Genomic DNA, 13,271 nt, shown 5'->3' on the forward strand with positions numbered 1-13,271 from the left:
CGCCGTTCCGACGGTCCGGGTCATCGCGCGCCTACGCTGAAGATCATGAGTGACGAACTCTCCCGCCGTGCCGTCGAGGCAGTCTGGCGCGAAGAGTCGGCGCGCATCGTCGCGGCCCTCACCCGCTACACCAGGGACTTCTCGTGGGGAGAGGACCTCGCTCAGGAGGCGCTGGTCGAAGCCCTCGCTTCATGGCCGAGCGGCGGCATCCCGAAGAATCCCGGCGCGTGGCTCCTGTCGGTCGGCAAGCGACGCGCGATCGATGGGTGGCGGCGACGGGAGAGGATGTCGCGGCGCGAGCCGCTCTTCGTCACCGAGATCCGCGACATCGAAGCGGAAGACACCGTGCCCGCGCTCGCCGACCCGGACGACATCAGGGACGACATCCTGCGGCTCGTGTTCGTCGCGTGTCACCCCGTGCTTCCCGCACAGGCGCGTCTCGCTCTCACGCTTCGCACGGTCGCGGGTCTGACCACCGAGCAGATCGCCCGGGTGCTGCTGATGACCGTCCCGACGGTGCAGCAGCGCATCGTCCGCGCGAAGAGCTCGCTCGCGGCGGCCGGAGTCCGCTTCGAAGTCCCGGACCGGTCGGAGCGGCCTGCGCGGCTGGCGAGCGTGCTGCAGGTGATCTACCTTCTCTTCACCGAGGGGTACTCGGCCGGCGAGGGGCAGCAGCCGGTGCGCCCCGACGTGGCGCGTGAGGCCGTGCGGCTCGCGCGGCAGCTTGCCCAACTGATGCCCGGCGAGCCGGAGGTGCCGTCGCTGCTGGCGCTCATGGAGTTCCAGTCCTCACGCTTCGCCGCCCGCATCGACGCTGCCGGCCTCCCCGTCACCCTCGAGGCCCAGGACCGACTGGGGTGGGACCGCTCCGCCATCGCGAGGGGCAGCAGCGCGTTGCGAACAGCGGATGCCGCGGGGCTCGGTCTGGGTTACTACGGGCTGCAGGCGGCCATCGCCGAATGCCATGCCCTTGCGCCGACGTTCGACGACACCGATTGGGAACGGATCCTCGCGCTGTACGACGCGCTGGAGTCCTTGGCGCCCTCGGCTGTCGTCCGACTCAATCGGGCCGTGGCGGTGTCGATGGTGCAAGGCCCGGAAGCGGCGCTCTCTCTGGTGGACGGCCTCGCGGACGAACTGTCGGGGTTCCGCCCATGGCACGCGGTGCGCGCCGATCTGCTGGAGCGGCTCGGAAAGGCGGATGCCGCGGCGGCCGAGTTCCTCATCGCCGCCGAGCATCCTGGCAACGACGCCGAAGCGGCCCTCCTGCGACAGCGAGCCGCCGCGCTGGCGGTGACTCAGGCGGACGCGTAGCCGCTTTCGCCGAGTTCGTCGAGGATCCGGTTGAGGTCCTGAATCGTAGCGAAGTCAATGCTGATCTGGCCTTTTTTAGCGGTGAGCGAGATGCGAACACGCGTATTGAGCCGATCGCCGAGCCTGCCGGCCACGTCATCGAGGTGAGCGCGGCGCGAGCCGGCCTGCGGCTTCGAGGAACGGGTGCCCCCGGCATCCGGCATCTTCGCAGCAGCTTCGGCGGCGCGCACCGAGAGGTCCTCGTTCACGATCTTGTCGGCCAGGCGCTGCATCGCCGTCGGCTCTTCGAGCGAGAGGATGGCGCGCGCATGGCCGGCCGTGAGCACGCCCGCCGCGACGCGCTGCTGCACCGGCATCGGCAGCTTCAGCAGCCGGATCGTGTTGCTGATCTGAGGTCGGGATCGACCGATCCGCGTGGCGAGCTCTTCCTGGGTGATGCCGAAGTCTTCGAGCAGCTGCTGATACGCCGAGGCCTCTTCTAGCGGGTTGAGCTCCGAGCGGTGCAGGTTCTCGAGCAGCGCGTCGCGGAGGAGGTGCTCGTCGGCGGTGTCGCGGACGATGGCCGGAATGGAGGTCAGTCCCGCCTCGCGGGCGGCGCGGGTACGGCGCTCACCCATGATGAGCTCGTACTTGTCGTCTTCGTTCTTGCGAACGACGACGGGCTGCAGCACGCCGAACTCGCGGACACTGTGGACGAGCTCCGCGAAGTGCTCCTGGTCGAAGTGCGTGCGCGGCTGCCGCGGATTGGGGACGATCGAGTGCGGATCGATGTGAGCGAGGTGCGCGCCCGGAACCTCGATGAGGTCTGCCTGGGGTGCGTCCGCGTCGGCGGTGTCGTCTTCGATTGCGGCATCATTCACGGTGGCCTCATCGACACGACCAGCGTCGGTGTCTTCGACCGCGACCGGCCGGGGGAAGAAGACGTCGGAGGGCCGCTCATCGACCGCCTCGTTCGTGGGGATGAGTGCCCCGATGCCGCGTCCGAGCCCTGTGCGCTTGGCCATCAGGCGCCCCCTTCGTTCGATGCGCTGTCGCGCCGGATGATTTCAACGGCGGCTTCGCGGTATGCGACTGCGCCGGCGGACTGACCATCGTAAGCGATGACGGTCTGCCCGAAACTCGGTGCCTCGGAGACGCGCACCGACCGCGGAATCACGGTGGAGAGCACCTCCTTCGGGAAGTGCTGACGCACTTCTTCGGCGACCTGCTGTGCGAGGCGAGTGCGCCCGTCGTACATCGTCAGGATGATCGTCGAAAGGTGCAGGCGAGGATTCAGGTGCTTCTGGATCATGCGCACTGTGCCCAGCAGCTGGCTCAGACCCTCGAGCGCGTAGTACTCGCACTGGATGGGGATGAGCAGTTCGTTCGCGGCGGTGAAGGCATTGATCGTGAGCAGTCCGAGCGACGGAGGGCAGTCGATCAGGACGAAGTCGATGTGCGCTTCGGCGTTCGGCAGGTACTCTTCGAGCGCCGTACGCAGCCGATGCTCTCGGGCCACCTGCGAGACGAGCTCGATCTCGGCACCGGCGAGATGGATTGTGCTGGGCGCGCACAGGAGCTTGGGAGATTCCGGGCTCACCTGCACGATGTCGGCGAGCGGGAACTCGTCGATGAGCACGTCGTAGACGCTGGGCGTCTCGGCGGTGTGCGGAACCCCGAGGGCAGTCGAGGCGTTGCCCTGCGGGTCGAGGTCGATCACAAGGACTCGGGCGCCGCGGTCGACCAGCGCCGCAGCGATGTTCACGGCCGTCGTCGTCTTGCCGACGCCGCCCTTCTGGTTCGAGACCGTGAGGATCCGCGTACGGCCGGAGAGTTCGACGTTCGTTGTGTCCAGCGCCCGTCGGCGGGCGGAGAGATCCGCGAGTTCGCGCGCGAGGGGGGTGTCATCGAACGAGAAGGATGCCGAAGCCTCGGTCTCGTCGGGCTGTTTCACGTGAAACACTCTCTCTTTCGCGAGCCGATGAACAACGTCTCCCACTCTATCCCGGCCCTACCCACATCCCTTTCCGCGCCGCTCGACGGCGCGCGTGTGGGGCCGACTCGTACGCATCGACGGCGCCGCGTCGGACACGGTCCCGGCCAGCCTCTTTCGTCGGCTCCACCGGTGCAATGGATGTTTCACGTGAAACGGGGCTCATTGGATCGGGTGCAGCGGTGGTGGCGTCGGGTCCCGTTTGGTATTCACGGCTCACGCAGGGGGATAGACGACGTGGGGCGTCCAGAACGATGCCCGGCCCGTGCCCTGCCTCGCTCCTTCGCATCGAGAGACCGACGATGTCATGACGCACACCCAGGTCGGCCGCAACAGTCGTCGACGATCGGCGTCCTAGGTTCGTGCTGCGCAGCGCGCCGAGGGATGTCGCTCGCCAGACGCTCCCGCGGGAGTCCCCTCGACTCGGCAGTCACCCATCCGGTGGGCGTTTCACGTGAAACGGGTACGGGCGCGACACTGGTCCGGCAGGAGGCGACGGGATGTGGCGCGGCGCTCCGCCGAGTGGCGAACAGACCCCGCGGCACGCGTCTCTCACTGCGATGCTAGGACGCCGTTGATTCATCGGTTGTCGGCAGCCGCGGCTCCTGCCGCGCGGCTCGTCCGCGTCGCGAGGCAGATGACACGAGCGGCGCCGACTGAATCGGAGCGCCTTTCGCTCTGCGTTGTCCCGGATGCGAGGCCTGGCGCGGTGAGTTGAGGACCGCGGAGGGGCGCCGAGCAGTCTCCTCGAGGGCATTGCGTTCACCCACCATCGCTGGGTGCTACCGCTCCTCGCTTCCGACGACCAGGACGAACGGGCACGAGCATACGTGTGGCGGGCCGGCGCCTGCGGCCCGTGTCATCAGTTTCGTGAACGTCACGGTCGCCGTCTCGCGATCTCTGCAGGACCACCTGAGGACGATCACGAGAGGGTGTGCTCTTGCTATACCAGTCCGCTCCGATAGCTGCCGCTCAACGCCCAGCCACGCGACAGCTCAGAGTCGAGAAGTGCTTGTATGCCCGCCAGTTCGCGGCCGGAGTGGACCGTATGTCGGCCGCCCTGGCGCCGTAGCCGTAGCAGGTTCCTTACCGGGCGGCGATGTTTCACGTGAAACAGAGGTGTTTGCAACGTGAAGGCCCGAACGCTGCGCACCGAAATCGGATGGTTCAGCATCAATTCGCGATACGCAAGTCTCTCGGCAGCTCTCGAGAGGTCAGCGCCGCCCCGGCGCGGCTTCCGTGGTCGCTTGCGTCAGGAGCTGATCGTTGAAACGGCGATCGCGAGCTGAGCGTCCTGCTCTCTTCGAGCCACCATTTGCCGGCGAGGGAAGCGCGCCGCCCGCAAGGAAGCTCGCTTGCCGTACGACGCAGACATCGCGATTGACGATCTCGAGCGGCGGCAGTCCGTCGCCCAGGCGCACAGGGCAGCTGACCGGCTCCGCGCTTCGTGAACGGTACGGCCCGATACGTCTGCCATGTGCCCGAGACCGACAGCGATCGCGCTGTTGAGGAGACAAACCTCTAGAGCGCTCGGAATCGCGATCGACAGACGATGCAGGAAATTGCTCGAGATGAGCCGGCTGAACATCGCGTCGTGAGCGGAAGGGAGCTGAGCGCGCTGAGCCCGCCGAGCCTTCGATGTGAATCCTGCGTTTCACGTGAAACATGGATGGTTCGCCGCGCGAAGGTTTTCGGCGCCCGCAATAGCGCGGCGCTGCTCATGAAGCCGGGTCCCGCGGTGCACGACGCCGAACGGGTGGCAACCGAACTAGTCGACACGAGCGGCAACTCGGCCCAGGTCACTCCGCGTTTCACGTGAAACACGGCGAGCTCACACGGCGCCGAGACCGCAACGCTGGCATAGTCCCCGACGAAGGTGGGGGCGTGCCTCACCAGGAGATGGCGGGAAAGTTTCGTTGCCCAAGGACCGGCTCGGCCCACAAGTCACTCCGGAATCGAGTATTGGGATCAGGCGGGGCGCCACCCGTCGGCCATCTCGGCACACAATCTCAATATGCCGCGCCACCCATGCCACGGTGGCGTCCGGTGCCGACCTAGGAACGCGCATCAACTACCGGCCAGATCAGGCAACAGCCCACGGAACATCGGAGCAGACCGTTTCACGTGGAACGTACGAAACGCGCACGGGCGCGGGTGCCGAATGCCGTGCCGTGGGTTCGCGCCGTGCTGGCGGAAGTTGTCGGCCGCTCCAAGTGGAACTGCGGTCCCGTGGCCCCGAACTCACGACTTACCTGACAGGCCCGCCGTTGTGCCTCGTGGACCCGAAGGCCCGAGGCCATGGCAATAGAGGCTCGCCTGACCGTGCTCATAACAATGCGGTTCCGCCGTCGACCGTAGTCGGAGATCGCGATAGCGGGCGTTCCACGTGAAACATCCGACGGCATGAGGATCAATAGGGGTGGTGAAGGCTCGCGGTGATCGCTCATCGCGTCACGCAAACCTGGCACAAGCGGGAGAGTCACGTCAGCGCGGCGTTCTGAAATCGGGCTCGGAGACGCATGCTACGTGCCCTGGCAATCCATCCTGCTGCCGTCGACGACTAGTGGCGGAATGCGGCGGCTCCGCCGCTGAAGATCGAGGTCACGGTGATGAGGGATGGGCAGTCCGAGTTGGGGTTCTAACGGTGTTTCACGTGAAACATAGCAATGCGCAGCGAGCTGTGCAGCCCAATAGTGCCATTCCCCGGCGGAGTGGCCGCAATCGACGGAGTGGCGGCGTACGTGCCCACGGAGCCCCGCAAGAGGAGAGCTCCAGAGGAGAGATGGCAGCAGCTCCAGTCGCCTGGCCAGCCGACCGAGGCCCACCAAGTGCGACGGCGCCTCCAATCGTCCCCGCTCGATCCGGGCAGCGCTGAACAGAACGCGGGCGAGATAGTGCCGCCAGAGAAGCGAGAGTGCCAGTTCCGTCCACGACTCTGCTGCCAATCCGAACCAACTGATCGTGGTCCGTCGCGAGGGAGGACCCTGTCCGCAGCCAGTCCGACCCTCACGCATCCGTTGCGGTGGGTACCCTCCCGATCGAAGCCGGTCATCGACTCGACCGGCCTGGAGGTTCCCGCCAGCGCCCACGACCCGGGACTCAGCCGGGAAGAGAGTAAACCTGCCGAGACGTCCGTCGAGCCTGTCATCCAAGACCCCACCCCGAGGCGAGCTCCTCGCCTCGCCGTGATCGGACGTGCCAAGTGCGGGCCGATCACCCACACACGGCAGGAATCTCCGCACGACGAGGACGGATGCCCGACGACAGTCGACATTCGATCAACGCCGCGCTGCATCGGATCACCCCACGGGGGAGACCATCCTGGAAGCGCGCGTCAGTGCCGCGACGCGAGATGCGCCGGCACTCGATCGCCGCGGCTTTCTACGCGGTCACCCGAGGCACCGACATGCGCTGAACGGGCCGAGCCGCGTCTAGCGCACGGTGGCGCGGATGACGCGCGACGGCTCTTCCAGCAGTCCTTCGCCGACGACCTCGACGCGCGCGTTCGTGAGTTTGAACTTGCGGATCTGCTTCTCTGCCGCCTCGATCTCGTTCGCGGCCGCACTGCCCTTTAAGAGAATCAGCTCGCCTCCGTCGCCAACCAGGGGAGCGGTGATCGGAACGAGGGTCCGCAGCGCACTGACCGCACGTGCCGTCACCGCGTCGAGCGAGGGACCGCGCTTCCAGTCCTCTGCGCGCGCGCGCAGCACCTCCACGTTGTCCAGGCCCAGCTCTTCGACCTGCTCGGAGAGCCAGGCGACCCGGCGCTCCATCGGCTCGATGAGAACCCACTCCACATCGGGCCGGGCGATCGCGAGGACCAGGCCGGGCAGACCCGCGCCCGAGCCGACATCACCCACCCGACCTGAGAAGAGGGGAGCGATGACGGCGCTGTTGAGAATGTGGCGTGACCAGAGCCGCGGCGGCTCGAGCGGACCGATCAAGCCGCGCTCCTCGCCGTGGCGCCCGAGCGCATCGGCGAAGGACCGCGCCAACTCGATGCGCTCACCGAAGATCAGCGCCGCTGCCGCTGGTTCCGGCTCGATCTCGTCCGGCGACGTTTCACGTGAAACGTCCATCACGCGCGACGGATCACCGTGTGACGGTCGGCGCCCTCGCCGTACGACTCCGAGACGAAGCCGCGGTCGGCCACGATGTCATGCACGACCTTGCGCTCATAGCTCGACATCGCCGGCAGCGAGGCCTGCGAGGCGCCGTCCTCGAGTCGTGCGATCGCCCGGCCGACGAGGTTCTCGAGTTCGCGCTGCCGCGTGTCGCGAGATCCGCCGACATCGAGGATCAGACGAGAGAAGCGCCCGGTGCGGTTCTGCACCGCGATGCGAGTGAGTTCCTGAAGCGCCTGCACAGTGTCGGGATCTGCGATCAGCGCCACCGAGCCGCCCTCGGGCGCCTCGACCGAGACGTACGCGCGGCCGCTGCGCACATCGAGGTTGAGGTCACCGTCGATGTCGGCGATGTCGAGCAGGCCCTCGATGAAGTCCGCGGCGATGTCGCCTTCCTCTTCGAGCTGCTCGGCAGTGGCCGGCGCTCGATCGATCGAAGTGTCGACGGAGGAGTAATCGGGCGACGTGGTCATGAAGTCATCCTCGGTGTGTCAGAGACGAAAGAGAGCAGGTTCAGGATGTCGAGCCGGGCGCACCAGCAGAACCCGAGCCGGTATCGCTCGATCCCGCCTGCTTCGGCGTCTGCTTCTGCGCCTGCTTCTTGGCACGCTGCTTGCCGACGGGCTGCTGGCGCTTGGGAGTTGCGAGCCGTGCGCGCTCGGCCTCTTCGAAAAGACGCTGCTGCTCGGCCTGGTACTTCTCCATCGGCACGACCTTGCCCTGCGCGTCGATCGCCTTGCCCTTGCGAGCCAGGCGCTCTTCACGAGCCTTGGCGGCGTCCGAGCCCGGCGTCGGCATCTCGCGGATGACGAGGAACTGCTGTCCCATGGTCCAGAGGTTCGACACGAACCAGTAGATGACCACGCCGAGCGGGAAGAAGACGCCGGAGAAGACGAAGGCGAACGGCAGGACGTAGAGCATGATCTTCTGCATCTGGTACGCCTGGCCGGTCTTGGCCTCGGGGGAGAGGTTCTTCGAGATGATCTGCAGCTGGGTGAAGAACTGCGACGCGATCATGAGCACGACCAGCGACAGCAGGATGACGATCGCCGCGGTGTTGCTGGTCTCGAAAGCCTGGATGAGCGTCTCGTGGAGTGACGCCACGCCGAACAGCTTGGCGTTGTAGAACTCCTCGGTGAGCTCCGCATTGAGGAGTCCGACGCCGCCGATTCCGGCCACGGCGTGCCGTGTGACGTCGTTCAGCACGCTGAAGAGGGCGAAGAACACCGGCATCTGCACCAGCAGCGGAAGGCAGCTCGACACCGGAGTCGTGCCGTGCTTCTTGTACAGCGCCATGGTCTCGCGGCTCATCGCCTCACGCGAGAGCTGATCCTTCTTGCCGCGGTACTTCTCCTGAACTTTTCGCAGTTCAGGAGCGATTTCCATCATCTTGCGCTGGCTCTTGATCTGCCTCACGAAGAGCGGAATCATCGCCGAGCGCACCACGATGACCAGGCCGACGATGGCCAGCACCCAGGTGATGCCGTCTGCCGGCGGCAGGCCGATCGCGGTGAAGAGCCAGTGCCAGAAGACGAGGACCGCCTCGACGAGCCACTTCAGCGGCCACAGGATGGTCCCGATGAGATCGAATCCTCCCGCCGGCGCAGGCGAGGGTGACGGCGTGGAAGCCAGCAAGAGATCCATGCGGAGGATCAGTCCTTTCCGGTGGGGGCGGGCACGACGAACCCGTGCGGGGTCAGTCCATGCCGGAAGTTCTTGTGGGCGGGCACGTCATCGACGCCCCCGCTAGCCCACGGGTGGCAGCGCGCGATCCGGCGTGCCGTCATCGCCGAGCCGACGAGGGCGCCGTGCTGCTGCACGGCCCCGACGGCGTAAGCCGAGCACGACGGGTAGTACTTGCAGACATCCCCGTACGTGTGCGAGATCGTGGCGCGGTAGCCATGCAGAAGCGCGAGAGCCGCATTGCGAGGAAGAAGCGGAATGCTGCGCAGAAGATCGGATGCCTCGAACCGCGCATCGCCGAGGGAGTAGGCAGGGAGCACGCTCATGCCGCGTTCCGTTCCAGGCATCGTGTGACGTCGGCGCGCAGGTCGGCGAAAGTGGCGGACGCGGCGCTGGGGTGAGCGCGGATCACGATGTCGCTGCCTTCCGCGAGAGCCGGCAGCGCCTCGGCGCACACAGCCTTCAGCCGCCGGCGGACCGTGTTGCGCACGACAGCGCCGCCCACCTGGCGGTTCACGATGAAGCCGAACCGCGCCGGACCATCGGTCACAGCGCGGTTGACGTAGGTGACGGTGTGCGCTCCGGCACAACGACGCCCCCGGCGGACGACGGCCTTGTACTCCGTCCCGCGGGTGAGTCGGTTCGGCCTCGCGAGCACCGCTCGGGTCAGGCCGAGAGCTCGGTGCGCCCCTTGGAGCGACGAGCCGCGAGGATGGCGCGGCCGGCGCGGGTGCGCATGCGGGCGCGGAAGCCGTGCTTCTTGGCGCGGCGACGGTTGTTGGGCTGGAAGGTGCGCTTGCTCATGAGGATTTCTTCCGATCAGGTGTCACCGGGACGCTCGAGACCGGGGACGTTCGTACAAGGGGGACGGCCATGAAGGCACAAGTCAACCGATTAAGGCTACGTCGATTAGCCCGATAACTCAAACCGAGATCGTCGGCGGGCATTATCCCCTCGACATCATTCTCATCCTGGCAGGGACACGCGGGCCCGATCTACAGTGGAGTTTGCTCACGCGTCGCCCGCTGACTAGCGTGGCTCCGGCAGTTATCCACAGGTCCGGCACGGCGATTCCGCGGCATCCGGTGGAGTCATCAACAACCCGGGGGGGCCATGTCACCGCACGAAGTACCAGATGTCCCGGTCTGGTCGGCCGTGCTCGAAGAACTCGTGAGAGATGAGCGGATCACACCTCAGCTCCACGGGTTCATCAGCCTCGCCGTTCCGCAGGGCGTCATGGGCGGCACCCTCTACCTCGACGTGCCCAACGACCTCACGGCCGCGCAGTTCACCAAGCGCATGCGGGCACCCATCATGGAGGCCCTGTCACGCGTCGAGCAGGACGGGCACAATCCCGCGTCGACCTTCCGTGTCGTCGTCAATCCGGATCTCGCCGACGCGCATCTCACGGTGCCGATCCCGATCCAGTCCGGATCCCTCGGCGGGAGCAGCAGCCAGGCCTCGAGCCCCGCGCCGATGGGACGCCCTCCGCTGGATGAGCCGGTGGAGACGGCATCCGTCTCGCGCAGCGACACCCGGCTCAACCCGAAGTACACGTTCGACAACTTCGTCATCGGGCAGTCCAACCGCTTCGCCCATGCCGCGGCGGTCGCGGTCGCCGAAGCACCCGCCAAGGCATACAACCCGCTCTTCATCTACGGCGACTCTGGTCTCGGCAAGACGCACCTCCTGCACGCCATCGGCGACTACGCCATCAGCCTGTACGCCGGCATCAAGGTGCGTTACGTGTCGAGCGAGGAGTTCACGAACGACTTCATCAACTCGATCGCCAACAACCGCGGGTCTGCATTCCAGGCACGGTATCGGGATGTCGACATCCTGCTGATCGACGATATCCAGTTCCTGCAGGGTCGCGCCGAGACGCAAGAGGCGTTCTTCCACACCTTCAATCAGCTGCACGACCACGACAAGCAGGTCGTGATCACGAGCGACGTGCCTCCGAAGCACCTCACCGGCTTCGAGGACCGCATGCGCAGCCGCTTCGAGTGGGGCCTCATCACCGACGTGCAGGCGCCCGACCTCGAGACCCGCATCGCGATCCTGCGCAAGAAGGCGCAGTCCGAGCGGCTGCACATCCCCGACGAGGTGCTCGAGTACATCGCGACCGTCGTCTCGAGCAACATCCGCGAGCTGGAAGGCGCACTCATCCGCGTCTCGGCATTCGCGAGCCTCAACCGCTCGACGCTCGACATGTCTCTGGCGCAGACGGTGCTGCGCGACATCGTCGATCAGGACGACGCCAACGTCATCTCGCCGACCGACATCATCACGGCGACCGCGGCGTACTTCAAGCTCACCGTCGACGACCTGTACGGATCGAGCCGTTCGCAGTCCGTCGCCACCGCCCGGCAGATCGCCATGTACCTGTGTCGGGAGCGCACGAGCCTGTCGCTGCCCAAGATCGGCCAGCTCTTCGGCAACCGCGATCACACCACCGTGATGTACGCCTACAAGAAGATCAGCGACCTCATGAAGGAACGCCGCTCGATCTACAACCAGGTCTCTGAGATCACCGCTCAGCTCGGTCGTAACGGCCGCTGACCCGCCGTGCGGCATATGCCGCAAGAAGTGCTTGACACCCGCCCTCGGCAGGGCCATTATTTCCGTTCTTCACAGTGTGGAAAACCTGTGGATAACTCCGCGACCCTGCGGAAACTGCTGTGCAGACCGGTCGGATGCCTGTGGATGGATTGCGGATGCCGCGGTCAGCGGCATCCGTGATTCTTAAGCTCGTCCGCAGCCGCTCCACAACTCACACGCGTGTGGTTTCGGTGTCTCGACTGGCATCGGCACAGTTGTCCACAGTTTCCACAGCCGTTAACACCATGACAAGAGTTCTTCATGATGAAACCGTTCGATCACCTTTGCGGTGGAGAGGTGAGCGGATCGCGGCGCCGCAGGCGAGCGGGACTGGCATTCGCCGGGCCTGCCACTAGCATGAGAACCCCGAGCCCGCAGTTCGAAGGGCCGCTGCAGAGGGAGCGTTCGTGAAGTTCCACGTCAATCGCGATGTGTTCAGCGAAGCCGTGTCGTTCGTCGTCAAGCTCCTGCCTCAGCGCAATCCGCAGCCGATCCTCGCCGGCGTGCTGATCGAGGCATCTGAGGAAGGGCTGTCGCTGGCAGCCTTCGACTACGAGGCATCGGCTCGCACCACCATCGAGGCGACGGTCGACGACCCGGGCACGATCCTCGTGCACGGTCGTCTGCTCTCCGACATCGCCAGCCGCCTGCCCAACGCGCCGATCGAGATCACGGTCGACGAGGACGGCGGCATTCTGCTGACGTGCGGCTCCGCGCGATTCACCCTGGCGTCCATGCCGGTGCAGGAGTATCCGGCGATCCCCGAGGTCACCGGCGATTCGGGTCTGGTTCCCGGCGAGGACTTCGCCACGGCGATCGCCCAGGTGGCCTTCGCCGCGTCGCGCGACGATGTGACTCCGGTCCTCACCGGCGTCCAGCTCGAGGTGTCGGGAAACAAGCTCACTCTCGTGGCGACCGACCGCTATCGCGTGGCACTCCGAGAGATCCCCTGGGACGGCGGCCGCGCCGCCGCCGACGAGCCGACCACGGCGCTCGTCCCGGCCCGCACGCTCACCGAGGTCGGCAAGACGTTCGCGCACGGCGGCGACATCTCGATCGCGTTCTCGGGAACGGGTGACCGCGAGATCATCGCCTTCACCGCCGGCAACAAGACGGTGACGTCGCTGCTGATCAAGGGCAACTTCCCGCCCGTGCGCCGGCTGTTCCCCGAGCAGACCGAGCACCACGCCGTCGTCAACACCGCCGATCTCGCTGAGGCCGTGCGTCGGGTGTCGCTCGTGCTCGACCGTTCCGCGCCGCTGCGGTTCACGTTCACGACCGACAGCGTGTCGATGGATGCCTCGGGCACCGAGCAGGCGCGCGCCACCGAGTCGGTCGACGCCAATCTCGTCGGCGAGGACGTCACGCTCGGCCTGAACCCCCAGTACCTGCTCGAGTCGCTCGGCGCCGTGCGCAGCGAGTTCGCGCGGATCACGTTCACGTCGAGCGAGAACGCCAACAAGCTCAGCCCCGTGCTGGTGACGCCGCAGACGTCGGTCGACAAGGGCGAGGAGTCCTTCCGCTACCTGCTGCAGCCCAACCTCCTCCTGCGCTGATCCCCTCCTCACACCACTCCT

11 protein-coding genes are annotated in these 13,271 nt (G+C 66.3%); 3 read left to right on the forward strand and 8 right to left on the reverse strand.

All coding sequences use genetic code 11. From position 1 onward, the window contains the following. Positions 1–45: 45 nt before the first annotated feature. On the forward strand, positions 46–1,314 hold the full coding sequence (locus tag WYM_RS15020; RefSeq protein WP_019181669.1) for an RNA polymerase sigma factor: 1,269 nt from the start codon (positions 46–48) through the stop codon (positions 1,312–1,314). Here WYM_RS15020 and WYM_RS15025 read toward each other — a convergent pair. The 8 genes from WYM_RS15025 to rpmH all read right to left on the reverse strand — a co-directional run bounded on the left by WYM_RS15025 (position 1,299) and on the right by rpmH (position 9,897). Further along, positions 1,299–2,318: a ParB/RepB/Spo0J family partition protein gene (locus WYM_RS15025; protein ID WP_019181670.1), complete on the reverse strand. Its 1,020-nt coding sequence runs from the start codon at positions 2,316–2,318 to the stop codon at positions 1,299–1,301. The two genes, WYM_RS15020 and WYM_RS15025, sit on opposite strands and share 16 nt — an antisense overlap. Continuing rightward, positions 2,318–3,247 (reverse strand): ParA family protein, encoded by a 930-nt coding sequence (locus WYM_RS15030; RefSeq protein WP_040569411.1) that lies wholly within the window; start codon positions 3,245–3,247, stop codon positions 2,318–2,320. Before WYM_RS15030 ends, WYM_RS15025 begins: the two co-directional genes overlap by 1 nt. Positions 3,248–6,717: 3,470 nt before the next feature. Further along, positions 6,718–7,365, reverse strand: coding sequence for a 16S rRNA (guanine(527)-N(7))-methyltransferase RsmG (gene rsmG, locus WYM_RS15050; protein WP_019181675.1), 648 nt, complete (start codon positions 7,363–7,365; stop codon positions 6,718–6,720). Beyond that, positions 7,365–7,883, reverse strand: a complete 519-nt coding sequence (locus WYM_RS15055) for a protein jag (RefSeq protein WP_019181676.1) — start codon at positions 7,881–7,883, stop codon at positions 7,365–7,367. Before WYM_RS15055 ends, rsmG begins: the two co-directional genes overlap by 1 nt. A gap of 40 nt (positions 7,884–7,923) precedes the next feature. After that, complete coding sequence (gene yidC / locus WYM_RS15060; RefSeq protein ID WP_019181677.1) at positions 7,924–9,054, reverse strand: membrane protein insertase YidC; 1,131 nt, start codon at positions 9,052–9,054, stop codon at positions 7,924–7,926. A gap of 8 nt (positions 9,055–9,062) precedes the next feature. Then, the gene (gene yidD, locus WYM_RS15065; RefSeq protein WP_019181678.1) at positions 9,063–9,419 is read right to left on the reverse strand and encodes a membrane protein insertion efficiency factor YidD; all 357 of its coding nucleotides are present in this window, start codon (positions 9,417–9,419) and stop codon (positions 9,063–9,065) included. Then, positions 9,416–9,751: a ribonuclease P protein component gene (gene rnpA, locus WYM_RS15070; protein WP_019181679.1), complete on the reverse strand. Its 336-nt coding sequence runs from the start codon at positions 9,749–9,751 to the stop codon at positions 9,416–9,418. Before rnpA ends, yidD begins: the two co-directional genes overlap by 4 nt. Before the next feature lie 8 nt (positions 9,752–9,759). Further along, positions 9,760–9,897 carry a 50S ribosomal protein L34 gene (gene rpmH / locus WYM_RS15075; protein WP_019181680.1) on the reverse strand — a complete coding sequence of 46 codons (138 nt, stop codon included), beginning with the start codon at positions 9,895–9,897 and terminating at the stop codon, positions 9,760–9,762. Positions 9,898–10,206: 309 nt separating this feature from the next. Between rpmH and dnaA the strand changes: the two genes are divergently transcribed. Together dnaA and dnaN are read left to right on the forward strand one after the other, a co-directional pair. Then, positions 10,207–11,655 (forward strand): chromosomal replication initiator protein DnaA, encoded by a 1,449-nt coding sequence (dnaA, locus tag WYM_RS15080; RefSeq protein ID WP_026059847.1) that lies wholly within the window; start codon positions 10,207–10,209, stop codon positions 11,653–11,655. 446 nt (positions 11,656–12,101) lie between these two features. Continuing rightward, positions 12,102–13,250 (forward strand): DNA polymerase III subunit beta, encoded by a 1,149-nt coding sequence (gene dnaN, locus WYM_RS15085; RefSeq protein WP_019181682.1) that lies wholly within the window; start codon positions 12,102–12,104, stop codon positions 13,248–13,250. Positions 13,251–13,271: the final 21 nt, after the last annotated feature.

The organism is Microbacterium yannicii PS01, from assembly GCF_000304335.1.
Taxonomy (GTDB): Bacteria; Actinomycetota; Actinomycetes; order Actinomycetales; family Microbacteriaceae; genus Microbacterium; species Microbacterium yannicii_A.

Bases quoted from the DNA above. Each gene is read 5' to 3' on its own strand.
- dnaA (WP_026059847.1), top strand. From the start codon at position 10,207: ATGTCACCGCACGAAGTACCAGATGTCCCGGTCTGGTCGGCCGTGCTC.
- WYM_RS15055 (WP_019181676.1), bottom strand. From the start codon at position 7,883: ATGACCACGTCGCCCGATTACTCCTCCGTCGACACTTCGATCGATCGA.
- WYM_RS15020 (WP_019181669.1), top strand. From the start codon at position 46: ATGAGTGACGAACTCTCCCGCCGTGCCGTCGAGGCAGTCTGGCGCGAA.
- yidC (WP_019181677.1), bottom strand. From the start codon at position 9,054: ATGGATCTCTTGCTGGCTTCCACGCCGTCACCCTCGCCTGCGCCGGCG.
- WYM_RS15025 (WP_019181670.1), bottom strand. From the start codon at position 2,318: ATGGCCAAGCGCACAGGGCTCGGACGCGGCATCGGGGCACTCATCCCC.
- rsmG (WP_019181675.1), bottom strand. From the start codon at position 7,365: ATGGACGTTTCACGTGAAACGTCGCCGGACGAGATCGAGCCGGAACCA.
- rpmH (WP_019181680.1), bottom strand. From the start codon at position 9,897: ATGAGCAAGCGCACCTTCCAGCCCAACAACCGTCGCCGCGCCAAGAAG.
- yidD (WP_019181678.1), bottom strand. From the start codon at position 9,419: ATGAGCGTGCTCCCTGCCTACTCCCTCGGCGATGCGCGGTTCGAGGCA.